Here is a 20931-nt window from a genome sequence, read left to right on the forward strand (position 1 = left end):
TTGCTTCAAGCGCAACGGCGCAGGCTCTACTCCCTGCCTTCCAGGCGCCGGACCCTGTGGCGAGGGAGCGGGCTTTTAACACGCCGGTTCCGAAAAAATTAACAACGTTTAACTCACGCAGGTGCCCCCCATGGCCGGACCATAAAGCGATCCACCCACCTCAAGGAGTCACGTCATGAGCACCTTCATCACCCGCGACGGCACCGAGATTTACTACAAGGACTGGGGCAGCGGTCAACCGGTGGTCTTCAGCCACGGCTGGCCGTTGAACTCGGACAGTTGGGAGGCGCAGATGATGTTCCTGGCGTCCAACGGCTACCGGGTAATCGCCCATGACCGCCGTGGGCACGGGCGCTCCAGCCAACCCTGGGACGGCAACGACATGGACACCTACGCCGATGACCTGGCCGAGCTGATCGAGCGGCTGGATTTGAAGGACGCGGTGTTGCTCGGCTTCTCCACTGGCGGTGGCGAAGTGGCGCGCTACATCGGCCGCCATGGTGCTGCCCGTGTCGCCAAGCTCGGCCTGATTTCGGCGGTGACGCCGCTGATGCTCAAGACCCCGGCCAACCCCGGCGGCCTGCCTGTGGAAGTGTTCGACGGTTTCCGCCAGGCCTCCCTGGCCGACCGTTCTCAGCTATACAAGGATGTGGCCAGCGCGTTTTTCGGTGCAAACCGTCCGGGCGCCAAAGTCTCCCAAGGCATGATCGACTGGTTCTGGATGCAGGGCATGCTCGCCGGCCACAAGAACACCTATGACTGCATCAAGGCGTTCTCGGAGACCGATCTTTCCGAAGACCTGCGCAACATCGACGTGCCGACCCTGGTGGTCCATGGCGATGACGATCAGGTGGTCCCCATCGAAACGGCTGGCATCGCCGCCGCCAAGTTGCTCAAGAACTCGCAGCTGCTGATCTACCCCGGCGCGCCCCACGGCCTGACCGACACTCACAAGGACCGCCTGAACGCGGACCTGCTGGCGTTCATCCAGGGTTGATCAAGCCACACACCTGTGGGAGCGGGCTTGCTCCCACAGGATTGGCATTCAACAGGAACAACACCCATGAACCGCAATGACTTACGCCGTCTCGACATGAACCTGCTGGTGATCTTCGAGGCGCTGATGTTCGAGAAAAACCTGACCCGCGTCGCCGAAAAGCTGTTCATGGGCCAGCCGGCGGTGAGCGCGGCGCTGGGGCGGCTTCGGGATCTGTTCGATGATCCGTTGCTGATCCGCCACGGTCGCGGCATGGAGCCGACGCCGCGGGCCCTGGCGATCCTGCAAGAGCTGCAACCGGCCATGGACACCATCTCTGGCGCGGTCAGCCGGGCCAAGGCGTTCGATCCGTCCACCAGTTGCGACGTGTTTCGCATCGGTCTGTCCGACGATGCCGAATTCGGCCTGTTTCCACCGCTGCTGAGCCAACTGCGCGAAGAAGCGCCGGGGATCATCGTGGTGGTGCGCCGGGCCAACTTCCTGCTGATGTCGTCGCTGCTGGCCAGCGGTGAAATCAGCGTCGGCGTGAGCTACACCACCGATCTGCCGGCCAATGCCAAGCGCAAGAAACTGCGGGACATTCCTTGCAAGGTCTTGCGTGGCGACAAGCGCCCGGGGCCCTTGACCCTGGATGAATACTGTTCGCGGCCCCACGCCATGGTCTCCTTCTCGGGCGACCTGAGCGGCAACATCGACCTGGACCTGGCCCGCATCGGCCGGACCCGCAAAGTGGTGCTGGCGGTGCCGCAGTTCAGCGGGCTGCGGGCCTTGCTGGCCGGCACCGAACTGATCGCCACCGTGCCCGACTATGCCGCCTGCGCGCTGGTGGAAGGCTGCGCACTGCGCGCCGAGGACCCGCCGTTCGAGATCAATGCCGCTGAACTGTCGATGGTCTGGAGCGGCGTGCATGACAACGACCCGGCCGAGCGCTGGCTGCGTTCGCGCATTGCCAGCCACATGTCCCAACCGCTGCCAGCGGCGGCCTCGATCACTGCGGACGGAGCCCACCGATGAACATGACTGATGAGCGCCCGCTGCAGGATCTGGGCTTGTTGTTCCTGCGCTTGAGCGGCGGATTGTTTCTGCTGTGGGTCCATGGGCTGCCGAAACTGTTGCACTACAGCGTCGAGCTGACCCGTATCGAAGACCCGTTTCACCTTGGCGCGGCGCCGACCCTGATCCTGGCGATTTTCGCCGAGGTGCTGTGTCCGCTGCTGATCATGGCCGGTGTGCTGGTGCGCCTGGCGTGCCTGCCGATCCTGTTTCTGCTGGCGGTGGCGTTGCTGGTGGTGCACCCGCAATGGAGCCTGGAAGAAGGCCAGTTCGGCTGGCTGCTGCTGATCGTATTTACCAGTGTGTTTATCGCCGGGCCCGGACGCCTGGTAATCAATACGCGTTTTGTTGGAGTGCTTCGCCATGTCTGAGTCTCAAACCGTTGAATCCACCGCGAGCCCGGCCAGGCCCGGCTTCGATGAAATCGTGACCTTGGTGGTCAAGCACCGGATCAAGGTTGGCCAGGAGGCTGCCTACGAGGCCTGGTTGCGTCGCACGGTGCGCGTGGCCGGCCAGTGGCCGGGTCATTTGGGGGTGGATGTGGTGCGGGGCAAGCAGGGCGGGCTGGCGCTGTTCACCTGCGTGCTGCGTTTCTGTTCCACCGAGGCCATGCAGCGCTGGCTGGACTCGCCCGAGCGCCGCGAACTGGTGGAGGAGGCCATGCCGTTGCTGGCCGACGGTGACCAGACCGAAGTCGGGTCGCACAAGGAATTCTGGTTCACCCCGCTGGCCGATGCGGCTACACCGCCGCCGCGCTGGAAGCAGGCCGTGGTGACGCTGCTGGTGATCCTGCCGCATACCTTGCTGGTACCGCTGATCTGGGGGCCGTTGCTGCAACTCAACAGTTTTCTTTCCAACTACGTGGTCGCCACGTTCCTGATCACCCTGACCATCGTGCTCTCTGTGGTGTACGTGTGCATGCCGCTGGCGACCCGTCTGTTCGCACCGTGGCTTGAGGCCTCGAAAGCCCACGTGCACCTGGAGCCCGGCCATGGCCAATAAGGACGGCCCAACCGATCCGCTGCGCCGCCAATTGCTCGCCGCCGGGTCCTTGCTCAGCGCTGCGGCGGCTTTCTGGCCGCGGCTGTCCCTTGCCTCTACTCATCCAGAAGGAAATCCGATGAACGCCGATCTGATTCTGTTCAATGGCCAGTTCCATACCGTCGACCGTGAAAAGCCCCGCGCCAGTGCGGTTGCCATCAGCCAGGGGCGCTTCGTCGCGGTCGGCACCGACGCCGAGGCCATGGCCTTGCGTGGCAGCGGCACCCAGGTCATCGACCTCAAGGGCCGCACCGTCATTCCCGGGCTCAACGACTCGCACTTGCACCTGATCCGCGGCGGTCTGAACTACAACCTGGAGCTGCGCTGGGAGGGCGTGCCATCCCTGGCTGATGCCTTGCGCATGCTCAAGGACCAGGCTGATCGCACGCCGACGCCACAATGGGTACGCGTGGTGGGCGGCTGGAACGAATTCCAGTTCGCCGAAAAACGCATGCCGACCCTGGAAGAACTCAACCAGGCCGCTCCCGATACGCCGGTGTTCGTGCTGCACCTGTATGACCGTGCCTTGCTCAACCGTGCCGCGCTGCGGGTGGCCGGCTACACCCGTGACACGCCGAACCCGCCGGGTGGCGAGATCGTGCGTGACAGCAAGGGCGAGCCCACCGGCATGCTGGTGGCGCGGCCTAACGCAATGATCCTTTATTCGACGCTGGCGAAAGGGCCGAAGCTGCCGTTGGAGTACCAGGTCAACTCCACTCGCCAGTTCATGCGTGAACTCAATCGCCTGGGCCTGACCAGTGCCATCGATGCTGGCGGCGGCTTCCAGAACTACCCGGACGACTATGCGGTGATCGAGCAGTTGGCCCGCGAGCAGCAGTTGACGGTGCGCATCGCCTACAACCTGTTCACCCAGAAGCCCAAGGAAGAACTCAGCGACTTCAAGAACTGGACCGGCAGCGTCAAGTTGCACCAGGGCGATGACTTCCTGCGGCACAACGGCGCCGGGGAAATGCTGGTGTTCTCGGCGGCGGATTTCGAGGACTTCCTCGAGCCGCGCCCGGACCTGCCGCCGGGCATGGAGCAGGACCTGGAGCCGGTGGTCCGGCACTTGGTGGAGCAGCGCTGGCCATTCCGCCTGCATGCCACCTACGACGAATCCATCAGCCGCATGCTCGATGTGTTCGAGAAGGTGAACCGCGACATTCCGTTCAACGGCCTGCCCTGGTTCTTCGACCATGCCGAGACCATCACGCCGAAGAACATCGAGCGCGTACGGGCGTTGGGCGGCGGGATTGCGATCCAGGATCGCATGGCCTTCCAGGGTGAATATTTCGTCGACCGCTACGGCGCCAAGGCCGCCGAAGCCACGCCGCCGATCAAGCGCATGCTCGCCGAAGGCGTGCCGGTGGGCGCTGGCACCGACGCCACCCGCGTCTCCAGCTACAACCCGTGGACCTCGTTGTACTGGATGGTCAGCGGGCGCACGGTCGGCGGCCTTTCGTTGCACGAAGAGGGCCTGCCGCGCCTGACCGCGTTGGAGCTGTTCACCCACGGCAGCGCCTGGTTCTCATCGGAGCAGGGCAAGAAAGGCCAGATCAAGGTCGGCCAATTGGCAGACCTGGCGGCCCTGAGCGCGGACTTCTTCAGCGTCGAGGAAGAAGCCATCAAGTGGATCGAGTCGGTGCTGACCGTGGTCGACGGCAAGGTGGTGTATGCCGCCGGCGACTTCGAAAAACTCGGGCCGGCCAGCGTCCCGGTGCTGCCGGACTGGTCGCCGGTGGTCAAGGTCCCAGGGCACTGGCGCCCGACGTCGCCGTTGCAGGCCCAGGTCCACCAGTGCAGCGGTCCGTGCACGGTGCATTCCCACAGCCATGAACGGGCACGGTTGTCGAACGTCCCGGTCAGCGATTTCCAAGGCTTCTGGGGCGCGTTTGGCTGTTCCTGCTTTGCCTTTTGACTAACACACCGATTCTCCCCTGTGGGAGCGAGCCTGCTCGCGAAGGCGTCGGCACATCCGACATCGCCGCAAGCTGACACACCGTCATCGCGAGCAGGCTCGCTCCCACATTGTTTTTCAATACATCCATCCCAAAGGAGTCATCCCATGAGCAACGTTCCCGCCTATAACCGTCTGAACAAAGACGACGCGGTCGTCCTGCTGGTCGATCACCAGACCGGCCTGATTTCCCTGGTCCAGGACTTCTCGCCCAACGAGTTCAAGAACAACGTGCTGGCCTTGGCCGACCTGGCGAAGTTCTTCGAACTGCCGACCATCCTGACCACCAGCTTCGAAAAAGGCCCTAACGGTCCGATCGTGCCGGAGCTCAAGGAAATGTTCCCGGACGCGCCGTACATCCCGCGTCCAGGCCAGATCAATGCCTGGGACAACGAAGATTTCGTCAAGGCGATCAAGGCCACCGGCCGCAAGCAACTGATCATCGCTGGCGTGGTCACCGATGTCTGCGTGGCGTTCCCGACCCTGTCGGCGCTGGCTGAAGGTTTCGACGTGTTCGTGGTGACCGACGCCTCGGGTACGTTCAACGAAACCGTACAACAGGCCGCCTGGGTACGCATGACCGCTGCCGGCGCGCAGATGATGAACTGGTTCTCGGTGGCCTGTGAGCTGCACCGCGACTGGCGCAACGACATCGAAGGCCTGGGCAACCTGCTGTCCCAGCGCATTCCGAACTACCGCAACCTGATGAACAGCTACTCGGCGCTGACGGCCAAGTAAGCAGTCCATGCTGAACGACGCCCGCCTTGTGCGGGCGTTTTTGTGTCTGGCATCAGCGCCTCGCAAGTTGTGCCACCGCTATCGCGAGCAAGCTTTGCTCCCACAATTGGATTTGTGGGAAAACCTGTGGGAGCAAAGCTTGCTCGCGATAGCGGTGGCACATTCAACAGCTAGGCAATCTGACTCACCAAGACCACAATGCCCAGCCAATCCCCCTGACTGTCCACCCCAGGAATGACAATGAACCCCTTCGAAGAAATGCGCATCTTTGCCCAGGTCATGGAGTCGGGCAGTTTCACCGCTGCGGCGGAAAAACTGGGGCTGTCCAAGCAGTTCGTCAGCCGCAAGCTGATGGAACTGGAACAACGCCTGGGCGTACGCCTGCTCAATCGCTCGACCCGGCGGCTGGACGTCACGCCCCTGGGCCAGCGCTATTACGAAGCGGCGCTGCGCCTGCTCAATGAAGTCGAACAGGTGGAGCAGGGCATCAGCGGCCAGACCAGCGAACCCCGCGGCACCATTCGCCTCAGCGCACCGCTGTCCTTCGCCGTGGCGCACCTGGGCAGCCTGCTGCCGCTGTTTCTGCAGCGCTATCCGGGTGTCAGCGTCGAGGTGGACCTGAGCGACCGCTCGGTGGATCTGCTGGGAGAGGGCTATGACCTGGCGCTGCGCATCGGCGTGCTGGAGGATTCGACGCTGATTGCCCGGCGCATCGCGACCATCGAGCGGGTGTATTGCGCCAGCCCGACCTACCTGGCGCAAAAAGGCACACCCGCGCGGCCTGAAGACCTGCGCAATCACGACTGCCTGCCCTATGGTCACAGTCGTCAGGTGCAGTGGCGTTTCGTGGGGGCCGGCAAACCGCTGACCCTGGAGGTCACGGGACGCATGCGCGCCAATAACGGGGATTTGCTCAGGGACGCGGCCATCGCCGGCATGGGCATCACCTATCTGCCCGCTTTCATCCTCGGCGATGCCTTGAAGGATGGGCGGCTGATCAAGGTCCTGGAAGGTTTCGAGACCGAACCGCTGGCGTTGTCGGCGGTGTATCCCCAGCATCGGCAAAGTGCACGCCCGGTGCAGGCGTTGGTGGAATTCCTGCGTGAACAAATGCAATAAAGCGCCGCAGCGCATTCAGCCGTCACATGACGGCTGAAGCGTCTACGGCGCTTTGATCAGGCGGCGAGGTTGGCGCTGCTCAGTTCTTTTTTGTACTGCGCTTTCATGGTTTCCATGTCTGCACCCAAGGCATCGAGTTTTGCCTTGCCCAGCAGTTTTTTCGCGTGGGGGAACATTTCCTTTTCTTCTTCCTCGATGTGGTGCTCAAGCAGTTCCTTGACCACTTTCACCCGCCCGGCGAATTCCGGCTGGGTTGGATCGGTGGCTTTCAGGTCTGGCAGCACCAGGGAGTCAACGGTACGGTGTTCTTCCTTGGCCTCGTAATACATTTCGGCCTCGTCCTTGCCACCGGCCTGCTTGAAAGCCGGATAAAGAATTTCTTCTTCCAGGCGGGTATGGATGGAAATTTCCATTTCCAGTTTCGCCAACAGGTCGGTACGTTTTTTCACGGCGCGTTCAGTCGACTCGCTCAGTTGAGTCAGGATGGCTTTGACGCGTTCGTGGTCGGCTTTCAACAGATCGATGGCATTCATGGGTAGCTCCTCGGCAAATACACGGAAGCGGGCAGGCTTGGAGACGCCGACGCCGCGTAAGAGCTGAATTGCATCAGCTGTGCCAGCCGAAGATCGATTTAAAACCCTTTAAAAACAATAAGTTGAAACGAAAAGAATTTCCGGCGTCGTGCAAGCTGCATGAGCGGGGGGCAAAACGCGTTGCACTTTGCGCTGGTGGCTAGACATTTTCGATCCGTTGTCGGACCCGGCTGGCGATTGCCAGGCAGGACGTCAGCCCGGGCGATTCGATCCCGAGCAGGTTGATCAACCCTGGCACCCGGTGTTCGGCCTCGCTGCTGATGACAAAGTCGCGGGCCGGTTCGCCGGGCGCGGAGATCTTCGGGCGAATGCCGCTGTAGGCCGGTTGCAGGCTCTGGTCCGGCAGGCCCGGCCAATAATTGCGGATCGCCGGGTAAAACGCTTCGGCCCGGGCCGGATCCACTCGGTAGTCCTCGCACTCGACCCATTCTGTGTCCGGGCCGAAACGCGCCTGGCCGGCCAGGTCCAGCGTCATGTGGATGCCCAGGCCGGCGGCTTCCGGGGCGGGATAGACCAAGTGCCTGAACGGTGCTCGCCCGGCGAGGCTGAAGTAGTTGCCCTTGCACAAAAAGTCCTCGGGCACCGATTGCATCTCCAGGCCTTCGATGCGGCGGGCGAGGGCAGGTGCCTGGAGGCCGGCGGCGTTGATCAGCAGGCGACAGGACAAGGTCATTTGCGCCGTGCCGCCCAATTCCAGCATGAACCCCCCAGTGATGACGCGAGCACCCAGTAAAGGCGTGTGGAAAGCAATGTTCGCCCCGGCCGCTTCGGCGTCACCCAGCAAGGCCAGCATCAGAGCGTGGGAATCGACGATACCGGTGGAAGGCGAATACAGCGCGGCGACACAGGCCAGGGCCGGTTCCAATGCCTGCGCCTGTTCTTGGTCGAGCAGGCGCAGGTCGTCCACGCCGTTCATCAAGCCACGCTCAAGCAATGTTTCGAGTCCGGCCACCTGCGCCTGATCCGTGGCAACGATCAACTTGCCGAGCCGGCGGGTGGCGACGCCGTGGCTTTCACAAAAGGTGTACAGCTGGTGTCGGCCTTCGACGCACAACTGCGCCTTGAGACTGCCCGGTGGGTAATAGATGCCCGCATGGATGACTTCGGAGTTGCGCGAGCTGATGCCCATGCCGATGGCTTCGGCGGCTTCGATCAGCAGCACTTCATGCCCGGCTCGGGCCGTCTCTCGCGCCACGGCAAGCCCGACGACCCCAGCGCCTACGACGACGCACTCGATATCGACACTCAACGTTGTTCCTCCTTCAGGGATCGCAGGTTGGCGGGTTGAGGATAGCCCTGCTTGGGAAGTGGATGTAGCGTGGGCCATACAGCGCTCCCAGCCTCAGGGGCAGGTAGCCAGAGGCCAACCGACGCGTGCTGCACGCAGGAGGCTGGCTTTGACAACCAAGCGGTGGAATGGGGCGATAACGAAGATGTAGGCCCGGCCTAGACGGTTGTGGCACTGGACCACGGTTGAAAGAACCAACTGGCGACTGTCTTCTGGCTCTGCCTCTCCAGAACACAGGATCGATATCCGGAAGTCGAGGTGCTTGTCGTCTTCTCCCAACACGATTTCAGTCTGATTCGTGCTGTAGACCTTGAAGACGCCTACCCGATCAGCAAGGGTTGCCAAATGTCTGGCTGTCTTGAGGCCAAAACAGGCAACGACAGTGTCCCGGACTTTCAGGAGCCATCCGATCCAGGATGGCTGGTGGGAAAAGATGAATCGAGCCAGCAAATCTGGATTGCCGGATGTGCCCGCAGGAAGCCGAATCGCAAAAGCGTCCGCCAGGTTCATCGACTTGTAAAGGTGGGTGATGCCGGACCCCGATGGGACTGGCACGGACATAATGAGCTCAAATTCTCGGGGCATCGGGGATATCTCCTGAGTTCTAACTACCAATTCGACGACATGCCATGTCGCGTTTTTTGTTGGAAGGCGCCAACTTCTCCTTGTCGGATACTGAGCCCGATCAAGGCATCATAGAGCGCTTGCTGCCCAGCCGGCAGAACAGGGAGCAACGTCGCACGGCGCTTGTCGGCATCGAACCAGGATTCAACCAACCATCCCACCAGATAGAGCGCCGAAAGGCATCCACCAGCGGTTGCAACGTTCCCCTGGCATACAAGAGGCTGGTCCATGGGTTCAAGTCCCAGAGCTTGCAAGCTCGATCGCGCATCCGGGTGGGTAGTGGCTGGGCCGTTGAGCAGCCCAAGCCGTTCGAGAATGAAAGCTCCGGCGCATATGGAGCCGATTCGCTGGCGTCTGGAGTCAAGTTCGAACGACGGCAGGAAATCCGGGGCGGCAAGTGCAGCGGGTATTCCTTCCTTGCCGCTGACGAACAATACCGCGTCGGCACTGTTGGCCTCGCAAAGCGGACCGTGCACCGAAACAGGCAGGCCGTGCGCCGACCGCACGATAGCGCTGGAACCCAATATTCGGACGTGCCAGTCCTCAGTGTTGCGGCCTAAGATGTCCCACATCAGGAATAGGTCGATATCAGTGAATTGGTCGAAAGCAACCAGAACGATTTTCTTCAAGGCGAGCTCCATGAAAAGTGCTGGCGTGCAAAACGCAACGGCCATCTCTGCTGGTGTTCGCAGCGTACCGATCGGTTACGCGCCATACACAGTCTGTATGGCGCTAAATAGGGAGCGAAATGACCGGTGAGAAAACTGACTCGTAACCATTGGATCGCGGCTGGTTTTGAGGCCCTCGACCAAATAGGGCATACCGGTGTTTCGGCCGAGAGTCTATCGCGCCGATTGAATGTGACCCGCGGATCGTTCTATCACCATTTCCGCAATCGCGAGGATTTTGTCCGCACCTTGCTGGCCGCTTGGGAAGAAGACTACACGGAGCGCATGCTCGCTTATGCGGGGCAGGGCAGTAGCGCGGGCGAAATCCTGAAACGCTATTTGAGTATTGCCGCTGAGAAACAACCTGGGCGGGAAGTTTCCATCCGAGCCTGGTCGTTGCACGATCCGTTGGTAGGCGAGTTTCAGCAGCGTGTTGACACAAGACGACTGGATTTCGCGATACGGACGTGCCGCCGCCTGGTCCATATGCCAGGGCAAGCAGAAGTGATTGGTCAGGTGGCCCATCTGTGCCTGATTGGTGGTCAGCAGGCAGGGCTGCGGCGTGATGCCGCTCGCTTCAACCGTTTCCTGCATGGAGCCTTTTCACTTTTCGAAGGGGCGCTTGCACCGTGGCGGGCCTGAGTCATGAGCTATATCGGGTAACTGAATAAATAGTGTCCAAGGCTAACGTCCATGGCACTGGCCTAAAAAAAAACGGCACCCAAAGGTGCCGTTTCTGTTTTCTACGATCTACCGCTACACGATCAGCCCGTCAAGCCAGCCTGCTGAACCAGGGTCAGCAACGGCTGCGGGTACACACCGAGGAAGAACGCCAGTACGGCGATGGCCAGCAGCATCACGCCGCCTGCCTTCTGTTCCCAGTGCAACTCGGCGTCGTGGCGACGCAGGTTCGGTTCCATCAGGTACAAGGTGACCATGACGCGCAGGTAGTAGAACACGCCGATGGCACTGCCCAGCACCAGGGAGCCGACCAGCCACCATTGGTGAGCCTCGACGCCGGTGGCGATGATGTAGAACTTGCCGATGAAGCCGGCGGTCAGCGGGATGCCGGCCAGGGACAGCATCATCACGGTCAGCACGGCGGTCAGGTACGGACGGCGCCAGAACAGGCCGCGGTATTCGTACAGGGCGTCGGCGTCGCGGCCGTTGTACGGCGAGGACATCAGGGTGATCACACCGAAGGCGCCGAGGCTGGTGATCACGTAGGTGACCAGGTACACGCCGATGGCTTCCACGGCCAGGCCCTTGCTGGCGATCAGGGCGATCAGCAGGTAGCCGAAGTGGGCGATGGACGAGTAACCCAGCAGACGCTTGAGGTTGCTCTGGGTCAGTGCCAGCAGGTTACCGAACAGGATCGACGCGATGGCGATGATGGTCAGCACGTTGCTCAGCACACCGCTGCTGGCCACTGGCGAGATCTGGAACAGACGCACCATGACCGCGAACACCGCCACTTTCGAAGCGGTGGCCAGGAACGCCGCCACTGGCGCCGGGGCGCCTTCGTAGACGTCCGGGGTCCAGAGGTGGAACGGTACCAGCGACAGCTTGAACGCCAGGCCGATCAGCATCATGCCCAGGCCCAGTTGCGCGATCGGGCTAGGCAGGCCGGTGGCGGCCAGGGCCTGGCCGATGCCGACGAAGCTCAGGGTGCCGGCTTCGGCGTAGAGCAGGGCCATGCCGAACAACAGGAACGCGGAACCGGCCGCCGACAGCACCATGTACTTGATGCCGGCTTCCAGGGAGCGCTTGTTGAAGAAGGCGTAGGCCACCAGGCCATAGACCGGTACTGACAGCAGTTCCAGGCCGATGAACAGGCTGGCCAGGTGCTGCGCGCTGACCAGGACCAGGCCACCGGCGGCGGCCATCAGGATCAGCAGGTACAGCTCTTCGCGGTTGCCCGGGTAACCCGAACCGCCATCGCCGAGGTAGGCGTGGGCGAGGGTGACACAGGCCAGGGTGGCGACCAGGATCAACGCCATGTAGAGGCAGGCGAAGCTGTCGATCTGAATCAGCGGGGTGACCGCCAGTGGCGCGACTTTCAGGGCCGGCAAGATCGACAGCAGGGCCAGGTTCAGCCCCGCCACCGACAGCAGGAAGGTCTGTGAGTGATTGCGGCGCCAGGCGATCGCCAGCATCACCACGATGATCGTGGCGCTGGTGATCAACAGCGGCGCAAGCGCGATAAAGTGTTGAATCGTGAATTCCATAGCGCTCTTACCGGGCCGAAGCGAGTTGAGAGAAGGCGGTGCCGAGCCACTGCTGCACGCCATGCATCGTGGCGGCAGATGTGTCGAGGAACGGTTGCGGGGAAACGCCGAGGTAAACCAGCAGCACCGCAAGGCCGAGCACCATGATCAGTTCGCGACCGTCCATGCCGCGCAGCACTTCGTCCGACTTGGTCGGGCCGAAGTAGGCACGGTGGATCATGATCAGCGAGTAGACCGAACCGAACACCAGGCCGGAGGTGGCGATGGCGGTGATCCACGGAGCGCTGGCGAACGTGCCGATCAGGATCAGGAACTCGCCGACGAAGTTGCCAGTGCCTGGCAGGCCCAGGGAAGCGGCTGCGAAGAACAGGCTGATGGCCGGCAGGTAGGCGATGCGCGACCAGATGCCGCCCATCTCACGCATGTCCCGGGTGTGCAGGCGCTCGTACAACTGGCCGCTGAGGATAAACAGCGCCGCCGCCGACAGGCCGTGAGCCAACATCTGGATCACCGCGCCTTGCAGGGCGAGCTGGCTGCCGGAGTAGATCCCGATCAGCACGAAGCCCATGTGCGAAACGCTGGAGAACGCGATCAGGCGCTTGATGTCGGTCTGGGCGAACGCCAGGAACGCACCGTAGAAAATCCCGATCAGGCCCAGGGTCATGGCGATCGGCGCGAACTCGGCCGACGCATTGGGGAACAGCGGCAGGGCAAAGCGCAGCAGGCCGTAGGCCGCCGTCTTGAGCAAGATACCCGCCAGGTCCACGGAACCTGCGGTCGGCGCCTGGGCGTGGGCGTCCGGCAGCCAGGAGTGGAACGGCACCACTGGCAGCTTCACCGCGAAGGCGATGAAGAAGCCGAGCATCAGCACGTACTCGGTGGTCTTGGACATCTGCACTTTCAACAGGTCGGCGTAGTTGAAGGTAATCACACCGGTGTTGTTGAAGTTGACCAGCACCAGGCCAAGGATCGCCACCAACATGATCAGGCCGGAAGCCTGGGTGAAGATGAAGAACTTGGTCGCCGCGTAGATCCGGGTTTTCTTGCCGTCCGAAGAACTGTGACCCCAGAGCGCGATGAGGAAGTACATCGGCACCAGCATCATTTCCCAGAAGAAGAAGAACATGAACAGGTCCAGCGCCAGGAACACGCCGATGACGCCGCCCAGGATCCACATCAGGTTCAGGTGGAAGAAACCCACGTGACGCTGGATCTCTTTCCAGGAGCAGAGTACCGAGAGGATACCCAGCAGGCCGGTCAGCAGGATCATCAGCAGCGACAGGCCGTCGAGGGCCAGGTGCACGCTGATGCCGAAGCGCGCGATCCAGGCATGCTTGAATTCAAGCGCCCAGGTTGGATCGGCGCCAGGAGCCGGAGCAAATGAATAGTCGCCGGTCGCCCACAGCCAGAGGCCGAGCGCGAGTTCCAGGGACATGGTCAGCAGCGCAATCCAGCGCGGGAGCGTGGAGCTGGAGCGCTCCGCGATCCAGCACAGCAGGCCGCCGATGAAGGGGATCAGGATTAGCCAGGGCAGAATCATGACGGGCTCGTTTCCTTTCGCAAGTTCGCAAGGTTCATATCAGACCGCTACCAGCACGATGGCGCCGATAACCAGCACGGCGCCAGCCGCCATGGAAGCCGCATACCAACGCAGTTGACCGGTCTCGGTACGGCTCAGGGCAGTGTGGCCGCCCTTGGCCATGCGCGGGATCAGGCCAATGGTCTGGTCGAGCGGGTCTTTGCGCAGAATGTGGCTGATCGCAAGGTATGGCTTGACGAACAGTTTGTCGTAGATCCAGTCGAAGCCCCAGGCGGCGAACCACCAGGCCGAAAGGAATCGCCCGATGCCGCTGTTGGCGATCGCCGTGACGAAACGACGCTTGCCCAGGAACAGCAGGGCGGCCAGCAGGATACCTGCCAGGGCGATGGCGCCCGAGGCGATTTCCAGGCTGTGCTTGGCTTCGCCGCCGGCATGGCCGACGCTTTGCGGCAGCACATCGGCCAGCGGTGGGGTGATCATGGCGCCAACGAAGGTCGACAGCACGATCAGCACCGACAGTGGCAGCCAGTGAGCAATGCCATGGCCGGCATGGGCTTGGGTCTTGGCTTCACCATGGAACGCGATGAAGATCAGGCGGAAGGTGTACAGGGAGGTCATGAACGCACCCACCAGGCCGGCATAGAGCAGTGCCTGGTTACCGCTGGCGAACGCTTCCCAGAGGATCTCGTCCTTGGAGTAGAAGCCGGCGGTGACCAGTGGCAGGGCCGCCAGGGCCGCGCCGCCAACGATGAAGCTGGCGTAGGCCAACGGCAGTTTCTTCCATAGGCCGCCCATCTTGAAGATGTTCTGCTCGTGGTGGCAGGCAACGATCACCGCACCGGAAGCAAGGAACAGCAGCGCCTTGAAGAAGGCGTGGGTCATCAGGTGGAAGATCGCGCCTTCCCAGGCACCAACGCCCAGGGCCAGGAACATGTAGCCGATCTGGCTCATGGTCGAGTAGGCGAGGATGCGCTTGATGTCGGTTTGTACCAGCGCGGCAAAACCGGCCAGCACCAGGGTCACGCCGCCGACGATGCCCACCAGGTGCAGGATGTCCGGCGCCAGGGCGAACAGGCCGTGGGTACGGGCGATCAGGTAGACGCCAGCGGTCACCATGGTCGCGGCGTGGATCAGTGCCGAGACCGGGGTAGGGCCGGCCATCGCGTCCGCCAACCAGGTTTGCAGCGGCAGTTGCGCGGATTTACCGACGGCGCCGCCCAGCAGCATCAGGGTCGCCAGGACGATCCAGAAGTCACCGACCTTGAAGTGCTCGGGCGCCTTGACCAGCAGTTCCTGGATATTCAGCGTGCCCAGTTGCTGGAACAGGATGAACAGGCCGATGGCCATGAACACGTCGCCGATCCGGGTGACGATGAACGCCTTGAGTGCGGCATTCCCGTTGTTGCGGTTGCTGTAGTAGAAACCGATCAACAGGTACGAGCACAGGCCCACGCCTTCCCAACCGAAGTACAGGAACAACAGGTTATCGCCGAGCACCAGGAACAGCATGCTGGCGATGAACAGGTTGGTGTAGGCGAAGAAGCGCGAGTAACCGGCTTCACCGCGCATGTACCAGGAGGCGAACAGGTGGATCAGGAAACCCACGCCGACCACCACGCCGAGCATGGTGATGGACAGGCCGTCCAGGTAGAGGGCGAAGTTCGGCGTGAAGCCTTCCACCGCCATCCAGCGCCACAGCACCTGCACATACACACCGCCTTCGGGCGGGGCGACGTTGAACTGCCAGATCACGTAGGCCGTGACGATGGCAGACAGGCCGATGGAACCCACGCCAACCAGCGCCGAAAGGTTTTCCGACCAGCGTCCACGGGAGAACGACAGCAGCAGGAAACCAATGAGGGGGAATACGAAAGTCAGAAAGATTAGGTTCATCCGCGCATCTCGCTGGCAGCGTCGATATCGAGAGTGTGGAAGCGGCGATACAGCTGCAACAGGATCGCCAGGCCGATACTGGCCTCGGCGGCTGCCAGGCTGATCACCAGGATGAACATGATCTGTCCATCCGGCTGCGCCCAGCGAGCGCCCGCGACGATGAAAGCCAGGGCGGAGGCATTCATCATGACCTCCAGGCTCATCAGCACGAACAGAATGTTGCGGCGGACCATCAGGCCAACCAGACCGAGGCAGAACAGGATGCCGGCAACCGCCAGACCATGCTCGAGAGGGATAGCAGGCATGTGATTACTCCTTCGCCTCGTTACGGCCCAAATGGAACGCCGTGACGGCTGCGGCAAGCAGCAGCATCGAGGCGAGTTCGACCACCAGCAGGTACGGACCGAACAGGCTGATGCCCACGGCCTTGGCGTCTACGGTGGTGTGGCCGATGGCCTGGCCGCTCTGGTGAGCGAACAGCACATACAGCAGTTCACCCAGCAGCAGGGCGGACAGGATCACCGGTCCCGCCCAGATGCCGGGCTTGAGCCAGGAGCGTTCCTGCTGGACCGCGGCCGGGCCGAGGTTGAGCATCATCACCACGAACACGAACAGCACCATGATGGCGCCGGCGTAGGCGATCACTTCCAGAGCACCGGCGAACGGTGCACCGAGGGCGAAGAAGGTCATGGCCACGGCGATCAGCGAAATGATCAGGTAGAGCAGGGCGTGCACGGGGTTGGTGTTGGTGACCACACGAAGCGTGGACACCACCGCGATACCCGATGCGAAATAGAAAGCGAATTCCATCTTTCTTCCTTAAGGCAGCAAGCTCTTCACGTTGATCGGTTCGGCTTCGTTCTGCGCGGCGCCTTTTGGCTTACCGGCAATGGCCATACCTGCAACACGATAGAAGTTGTAATCAGGGTTTTTACCGGGACCGGAAATCAGCAGATCTTCTTTCTCGTACACCAGGTCCTGACGTTTGAACTCGGCCATTTCGAAATCCGGCGTGAGCTGGATCGCGGTGGTCGGGCAGGCTTCCTCGCAGAGGCCACAGAAAATGCAGCGCGAGAAGTTGATGCGGAAGAAGTCCGGGTACCAGCGACCGTCTTCGGTTTCAGCTTTCTGCAGCGAGATGCAACCCACCGGGCACGCCACGGCGCACAGGTTGCAGGCCACGCAGCGCTCTTCGCCGTCGGGGTCGCGGGTCAGGACGATGCGGCCACGATAGCGTGGTGCCAGGTAGACCGGCTCTTCCGGGTATTGCAGGGTGTCGCGCTTGCGAAAGCCATGGCCGAAGATCATGACCAGGCTTCGCAGTTGGGTACCGGTACCCTTAACGATGTCGCCAATATATTTGAACATGGGTCAAATCCTCACTGAACCGCGGCCGCAGGCGCGTTCATCAAAACGATCGCAGCGGTCACCAGCATGTTGATCAGGGTCAGCGGCAGGCAGAATTTCCAGCTGAAGTCCATCACCTGGTCGTAGCGTGGGCGCGGGATCGAGGCGCGCAGCAGGACGAACAGCATGATGAAGAACGCGGTCTTCAGGGCGAACCAGACGAAGGACAGTTGCGGCAGGATGTCGAACGGACCGTGCCAGCCACCGAAGAACAGCGTTACCAGCAGCGCCGAGATCAGGATGATCCCGATGTATTCACCGACGAAGAACATGCCCCATTTCATGCCGGCATATTCAATGTGGTAACCGTCGGCCAGTTCCTGCTCCGCTTCCGGCTGGTCGAAGGGGTGACGGTGAGTCACGGCCACGCCAGCGATGAAGAAGGTACAGAAACCGAAGAACTGCGGAATGATGAACCACAGGTTCTGGGCCTGGTACTCGACGATGTCGCGCATGTTGAACGAGCCGGCCTGGATCACGATGCCCATGAGCGACAGGCCCATGAACACTTCGTAGGACACGGTCTGGGCCGAGGCCCGCAGGCTGCCCAGCAGGGCGAACTTGTTGTTGCTCGACCAGCCGGCGAACAGCACCGCATACACCGACAGGCCGGCCATGGCGAAGAAGAACAGCAGGCCGATGTTCAGGTCCGCCACACCCCAGGTCGGGGTGATCGGGATGATCGCGAAGGCGATCAGCAAGGCGCTCATGGCGACCACCGGTGCCAGGGTGAAGATCACCTTGTCGGCAAACGGCGGCGTCCAGTCTTCCTTGAAGAACATCTTGATCATGTCGGCGGCGATCTGGAACATGCCGAATGGGCCGACGCGGTTCGGACCGTAGCGGTCCTGCCACCAGCCCAGCAGGCGACGTTCGACGAAGCTCAACAGTGCGCCTGCGACCACCACGGCCAGCAGGATCACGATGGCCTTGAGGACCGTCAGGATCACAGCGATCACTTCAGGGGTGAACCAGCTCATTGCGCTGCCTCCTGCAGACCGTCGACGGTTTTGCCGAAAATAGCTGGCGGGATGCCTGCCAGGCCAGCCGGCAGGGCCACCAGGCCGGCGCCCAGTTCTTCATTGATGCGCAGCGGAAGACGCAAGGTCTGGCCGGCCACGTTCAGGCTCAGCAGGGCACCGTCGTTGACGCCCAGGCGGTCGGCTTCGGACTTGGCCAGCGACACGTAGGCGGCCGGAATGCGTTCCTGCACCGGTGCGGCCTTGGAAGAGTTCTCTTCGCTGCCGAACAGGTGATGGAACGGCACGACCTGCCAGGTGCCCGGTGCCGGATTGAAGGCGCGCGGCACGCTGGCGAACCAGCTCAGGTGATCGCCCTGGCTTTCGATCAGGCGGGTGCCCGGGTCGCCTGCACGCAGGTGACCACCGACTTCGTCCTGGAACTTGTTCCAGGCTTGCGGCGAGTTCCAGCCCGGCGACCAGGCGAATGGCACCTGGGAGCGCGGTTCGGTCGAGCCCGAGTAGCCTTCCATGGAGAACGAGAACGCGGTGTCGTTGTCCTGGGAGGTGCGTGGTTCGTGAACGCTGATGTCGGCGCGCATGGCTGTGCGGCCGGAGTAGCGCAGCGGCTCGCGCGCCAGCTTCAGGCCTTTGATGCGGAACGAGGCGGACGGTGCGGCGTCGACGATGGCGGCCAGTTGCGGGCTGCTCGAAGCGACGGCGGCGGTAACGTGGTCCAGTTGCGTCCAGTCGATCGGCTGGTCCAGCAGGGTGGCGCGCAGGGCGTGCAGCCAGCGCCAGCCTTCGTGAACCAGGATGCTGGCGTCCAGGTATTGCGGGTCGAAGACCTGGAAGAAGCGCTGGGCGCGACCTTCCTGGCTGACCAGCGTACCGTCGCCTTCGGCGAAGCTCGCCGCCGGCAGCACCAGGTGGGCGCGGTCGGTGGTGGCGGTTTTCTGATGGTCAGCGACGATCAGCACTTTCGCGGCGTTCAGCGCGGCATCGACCTTGGCCTTGTCAGTGCGGGTGTACAGGTCGTTTTCCAGCACCACGATGGCGTCGGCGCTGCCGTCGATCACCGCTTGCAGGGCGGCGTCCACCGATTCGCCACCGAGCATGGCCAGGCCAAGGCTGTTGGCTTCCGGCACGATCAGGCTGATGGAACCGTTCTTCTCCCGCAGCTTCAAGGCCTTGGCGATGTTGGCCGCGGCTTCGATCAGCGCCTTGGAACCCAACGAGGTGCCGGCGATGATCAGTGGGCGCTTGGCCGCCAGCAGGGCGTCGGCGATGCGTTGGGCCAGAGCGGCCGCTTCGCTGTCCAGACCGTCGACGGCCGGGGCGCTGGCGTCCAGGGCGTGGGCCACGGCGAAACCGATGCGGGCCAGGTCGTCAGGGGCGGCGTGGACGCATTCTTCGGCCACGTCGTCGAGCTTGGTTTCAGCGAGGCTGGCGATGAACAGTGGGTTCAGCGCGTGCTGGCCGATGTTCTTCACGGCAGCGTCGAGCCAAGGCTGGACGCGCATGGCGTCGGCCATGTCTTCGGCCTTGCCCTTGACCGACTGGCGCAGGGCCAGGGCCATGCGGGCGGCGGTCTGGGTCAGGTCTTCACCGAGGACGAACACCGCGTCGTGGTCTTCGATGTCGCGCATGTTCGGCACGGGCAGCGGGCTGTCCTTGAGCACTTGCAGCACCAGGCGGATGCGTTCCAGCTCACCGGCTTCGATGCCACTGTAGAAGTGCTCGGCGCCGACCAGTTCACGCAGCGCGTAGTTGCTTTCCAGGCTGGCCCGTGGCGAACCGATGCCGACGATGTTGCGACCGCGCAGCAGCTCGGCGGCCTTGTCCAGCGCTTGGTCCAGGCTCAGCTTGGCGCCGTTTGCCAGCAGCGGCTGGCGTGGACGATCCTTGCGGTTGACGTAGCCATAGCCGAAACGACCACGGTCACACAGGAAGTACTGGTTCACCGATCCGTTGAAGCGGTTCTCGATGCGACGCAGTTCACCGTAGCGCTCGCCCGGGGAGATGTTGCAACCGCTGGAGCAGCCATGGCAGATGCTCGGCGAGAACTGCATGTCCCACTTGCGGTTGTAGCGCTCGGAGTGAGTCTTGTCGGTGAACACACCGGTCGGGCAGACCTCGGTGAGGTTGCCGGAGAATTCGCTTTCCAGGGTGCCGTCTTCAACGCGACCGAAGTACACGTTGTCGTGGGCGCCGAACACGCCCAGGTCGGTGCCACCGGCGTAGTCCTTGTAGAAACGCACGCAGCGATAGCAGGCGATGCAGCGGTTCATCTCGTGGGAGATGAACGGGCCGAGGTCCTGGTTCTGGTGGGTACGCTTGGTGAAGCGATAACGGCGCTCGTTGTGGCCGGTCATCACCGTCATGTCTTGCAGGTGGCAGTGGCCGCCTTCCTCACAGACCGGGCAGTCGTGAGGGTGGTTGGTCATCAGCCATTCGACGACGCTGGCGCGAAACACTTTCGCTTCTTCGTCGTCGATGGAGATCCAGCTGCCGTCGGTGGCAGGGGTCATGCAGGACATGACGATCCGACCACGCTTGTCGTTTTCGTCGGTGTACTGCTTGACCGCGCACTGGCGACAAGCGCCAACGCTGCCAAGGGCGGGGTGCCAGCAGAAATAAGGAATGTCGAGGCCCAGCGACAGACATGCCTGTAACAGGTTGTCTGCGCCATCGACTTCGAGCTCTTTGCCGTCTACGTGGATAGTGGCCATGGTTCAAAGTTCTTCGTTGGCCCGGTGTCAGCGGGCGTGGCTAATGGAATCTTGTTATTCGCGTGAATCAACACAGCCGTTTACGGCGTCATCA

General features: G+C 62.3%; 20 protein-coding genes. 8 read left to right on the forward strand and 12 right to left on the reverse strand.

Annotated elements, in window-relative coordinates:
- Window positions 1-175 precede the first annotated feature (175 nt).
- The 7 genes from AB4O22_RS07285 (at window position 176) to AB4O22_RS07315 (ending at window position 6905) form a co-directional block, all read left to right on the forward strand.
- Entirely contained in the window at window positions 176-997 is an 822-nt protein-coding gene (locus AB4O22_RS07285) for an alpha/beta fold hydrolase (RefSeq protein ID WP_003203408.1), read from the forward strand.
- 66 nt (window positions 998-1063) lie between these two features.
- Window positions 1064-2011, forward strand: coding sequence for a LysR family transcriptional regulator (locus AB4O22_RS07290; protein WP_013693718.1), 948 nt, complete (start codon window positions 1064-1066; stop codon window positions 2009-2011).
- Window positions 2008-2421, forward strand: a complete 414-nt coding sequence (locus AB4O22_RS07295; protein ID WP_460096057.1) for a DoxX family protein — start codon at window positions 2008-2010, stop codon at window positions 2419-2421. The genes AB4O22_RS07290 and AB4O22_RS07295 overlap by 4 nt, the downstream gene beginning before the upstream one ends.
- Window positions 2414-3052: an antibiotic biosynthesis monooxygenase gene (locus AB4O22_RS07300; RefSeq protein ID WP_013693717.1), complete on the forward strand. Its 639-nt coding sequence runs from the start codon at window positions 2414-2416 to the stop codon at window positions 3050-3052. The genes AB4O22_RS07295 and AB4O22_RS07300 overlap by 8 nt, the downstream gene beginning before the upstream one ends.
- 118 nt (window positions 3053-3170) lie before the next feature.
- Window positions 3171-5009 carry an amidohydrolase gene (locus AB4O22_RS07305; protein ID WP_003203401.1) on the forward strand — a complete coding sequence of 613 codons (1839 nt, stop codon included), beginning with the start codon at window positions 3171-3173 and terminating at the stop codon, window positions 5007-5009.
- A gap of 147 nt (window positions 5010-5156) precedes the next feature.
- The gene (gene ycaC, locus AB4O22_RS07310) at window positions 5157-5786 is read left to right on the forward strand and encodes an isochorismate family cysteine hydrolase YcaC (RefSeq protein WP_003203400.1); all 630 of its coding nucleotides are present in this window, start codon (window positions 5157-5159) and stop codon (window positions 5784-5786) included.
- A gap of 240 nt (window positions 5787-6026) precedes the next feature.
- Window positions 6027-6905 (forward strand): LysR family transcriptional regulator, encoded by an 879-nt coding sequence (locus tag AB4O22_RS07315; protein WP_013693714.1) that lies wholly within the window; start codon window positions 6027-6029, stop codon window positions 6903-6905.
- A gap of 56 nt (window positions 6906-6961) precedes the next feature.
- On the opposite strand, the gene AB4O22_RS07320 is transcribed toward AB4O22_RS07315, so the two are convergent.
- The 4 genes from AB4O22_RS07320 to AB4O22_RS07335 all read right to left on the reverse strand — a co-directional run bounded on the left by AB4O22_RS07320 (window position 6962) and on the right by AB4O22_RS07335 (window position 10039).
- Window positions 6962-7438: a hemerythrin domain-containing protein gene (locus tag AB4O22_RS07320; RefSeq protein ID WP_003203396.1), complete on the reverse strand. Its 477-nt coding sequence runs from the start codon at window positions 7436-7438 to the stop codon at window positions 6962-6964.
- Window positions 7439-7637: 199 nt separating this feature from the next.
- Window positions 7638-8747 (reverse strand): NAD(P)/FAD-dependent oxidoreductase, encoded by a 1110-nt coding sequence (locus AB4O22_RS07325; RefSeq protein ID WP_460096058.1) that lies wholly within the window; start codon window positions 8745-8747, stop codon window positions 7638-7640.
- A 93-nt stretch (window positions 8748-8840) separates the two neighbouring features.
- Entirely contained in the window at window positions 8841-9371 is a 531-nt protein-coding gene (locus tag AB4O22_RS07330) for a DUF2867 domain-containing protein (protein WP_013693712.1), read from the reverse strand.
- Between the two features lie 23 nt (window positions 9372-9394).
- Window positions 9395-10039 carry a DJ-1/PfpI family protein gene (locus AB4O22_RS07335; protein ID WP_003203392.1) on the reverse strand — a complete coding sequence of 215 codons (645 nt, stop codon included), beginning with the start codon at window positions 10037-10039 and terminating at the stop codon, window positions 9395-9397.
- 126 nt (window positions 10040-10165) lie between these two features.
- Here AB4O22_RS07335 and AB4O22_RS07340 point away from each other — a divergent pair, with 126 nt between their 5' ends.
- The gene (locus AB4O22_RS07340) at window positions 10166-10720 is read left to right on the forward strand and encodes a TetR/AcrR family transcriptional regulator (RefSeq protein ID WP_003203390.1); all 555 of its coding nucleotides are present in this window, start codon (window positions 10166-10168) and stop codon (window positions 10718-10720) included.
- 122 nt (window positions 10721-10842) lie between these two features.
- Here the strand turns inward: AB4O22_RS07340 and nuoN are convergent, their stop codons facing one another.
- Genes nuoN through nuoG form a run of 8 tightly spaced genes read right to left on the reverse strand, consistent with a single transcriptional unit; the run spans window position 10843 to window position 20837 of the window.
- Window positions 10843-12306, reverse strand: a complete 1464-nt coding sequence (nuoN, locus tag AB4O22_RS07345; protein WP_003203388.1) for an NADH-quinone oxidoreductase subunit NuoN — start codon at window positions 12304-12306, stop codon at window positions 10843-10845.
- 7 nt (window positions 12307-12313) lie between these two features.
- Window positions 12314-13846: an NADH-quinone oxidoreductase subunit M gene (gene nuoM / locus AB4O22_RS07350; protein WP_013693710.1), complete on the reverse strand. Its 1533-nt coding sequence runs from the start codon at window positions 13844-13846 to the stop codon at window positions 12314-12316.
- Between the two features lie 39 nt (window positions 13847-13885).
- Window positions 13886-15739: an NADH-quinone oxidoreductase subunit L gene (gene nuoL / locus AB4O22_RS07355; RefSeq protein WP_003203384.1), complete on the reverse strand. Its 1854-nt coding sequence runs from the start codon at window positions 15737-15739 to the stop codon at window positions 13886-13888.
- The gene (gene nuoK / locus AB4O22_RS07360; protein ID WP_003180046.1) at window positions 15736-16044 is read right to left on the reverse strand and encodes an NADH-quinone oxidoreductase subunit NuoK; all 309 of its coding nucleotides are present in this window, start codon (window positions 16042-16044) and stop codon (window positions 15736-15738) included. The genes nuoL and nuoK overlap by 4 nt, the downstream gene beginning before the upstream one ends.
- A 4-nt stretch (window positions 16045-16048) precedes the next feature.
- Window positions 16049-16549, reverse strand: coding sequence for an NADH-quinone oxidoreductase subunit J (nuoJ, locus tag AB4O22_RS07365; RefSeq protein WP_003203382.1), 501 nt, complete (start codon window positions 16547-16549; stop codon window positions 16049-16051).
- Window positions 16550-16558: 9 nt separating this feature from the next.
- On the reverse strand, window positions 16559-17107 hold the full coding sequence (nuoI, locus tag AB4O22_RS07370) for an NADH-quinone oxidoreductase subunit NuoI (protein WP_003180051.1): 549 nt from the start codon (window positions 17105-17107) through the stop codon (window positions 16559-16561).
- An 11-nt stretch (window positions 17108-17118) separates the two neighbouring features.
- Entirely contained in the window at window positions 17119-18126 is a 1008-nt protein-coding gene (gene nuoH, locus AB4O22_RS07375; protein WP_003203379.1) for an NADH-quinone oxidoreductase subunit NuoH, read from the reverse strand.
- The gene (gene nuoG, locus AB4O22_RS07380; protein ID WP_003203377.1) at window positions 18123-20837 is read right to left on the reverse strand and encodes an NADH-quinone oxidoreductase subunit NuoG; all 2715 of its coding nucleotides are present in this window, start codon (window positions 20835-20837) and stop codon (window positions 18123-18125) included. The genes nuoH and nuoG overlap by 4 nt, the downstream gene beginning before the upstream one ends.
- Window positions 20838-20931: the final 94 nt, after the last annotated feature.

It is taken from the genome of Pseudomonas sp. S3_B11 (assembly GCF_054667715.1).

Coding starts and splice junctions, on each gene's coding strand:
- AB4O22_RS07285 (WP_003203408.1), top strand. CDS start 176: ATGAGCACCTTCATCACCCGCGACGGCACCGAGATTTACTACAAGGAC.
- AB4O22_RS07290 (WP_013693718.1), top strand. CDS start 1,064: ATGAACCGCAATGACTTACGCCGTCTCGACATGAACCTGCTGGTGATC.
- AB4O22_RS07295 (WP_460096057.1), top strand. CDS start 2,008: ATGAACATGACTGATGAGCGCCCGCTGCAGGATCTGGGCTTGTTGTTC.
- AB4O22_RS07300 (WP_013693717.1), top strand. CDS start 2,414: ATGTCTGAGTCTCAAACCGTTGAATCCACCGCGAGCCCGGCCAGGCCC.
- AB4O22_RS07305 (WP_003203401.1), top strand. CDS start 3,171: ATGAACGCCGATCTGATTCTGTTCAATGGCCAGTTCCATACCGTCGAC.
- ycaC (WP_003203400.1), top strand. CDS start 5,157: ATGAGCAACGTTCCCGCCTATAACCGTCTGAACAAAGACGACGCGGTC.
- AB4O22_RS07315 (WP_013693714.1), top strand. CDS start 6,027: ATGAACCCCTTCGAAGAAATGCGCATCTTTGCCCAGGTCATGGAGTCG.
- AB4O22_RS07320 (WP_003203396.1), bottom strand. CDS start 7,438: ATGAATGCCATCGATCTGTTGAAAGCCGACCACGAACGCGTCAAAGCC.
- AB4O22_RS07330 (WP_013693712.1), bottom strand. CDS start 9,371: ATGCCCCGAGAATTTGAGCTCATTATGTCCGTGCCAGTCCCATCGGGG.
- nuoN (WP_003203388.1), bottom strand. CDS start 12,306: ATGGAATTCACGATTCAACACTTTATCGCGCTTGCGCCGCTGTTGATC.
- nuoM (WP_013693710.1), bottom strand. CDS start 13,846: ATGATTCTGCCCTGGCTAATCCTGATCCCCTTCATCGGCGGCCTGCTG.
- nuoL (WP_003203384.1), bottom strand. CDS start 15,739: ATGAACCTAATCTTTCTGACTTTCGTATTCCCCCTCATTGGTTTCCTG.
- nuoK (WP_003180046.1), bottom strand. CDS start 16,044: ATGCCTGCTATCCCTCTCGAGCATGGTCTGGCGGTTGCCGGCATCCTG.
- nuoJ (WP_003203382.1), bottom strand. CDS start 16,549: ATGGAATTCGCTTTCTATTTCGCATCGGGTATCGCGGTGGTGTCCACG.
- nuoI (WP_003180051.1), bottom strand. CDS start 17,107: ATGTTCAAATATATTGGCGACATCGTTAAGGGTACCGGTACCCAACTG.
- nuoH (WP_003203379.1), bottom strand. CDS start 18,126: ATGAGCTGGTTCACCCCTGAAGTGATCGCTGTGATCCTGACGGTCCTC.
- nuoG (WP_003203377.1), bottom strand. CDS start 20,837: ATGGCCACTATCCACGTAGACGGCAAAGAGCTCGAAGTCGATGGCGCA.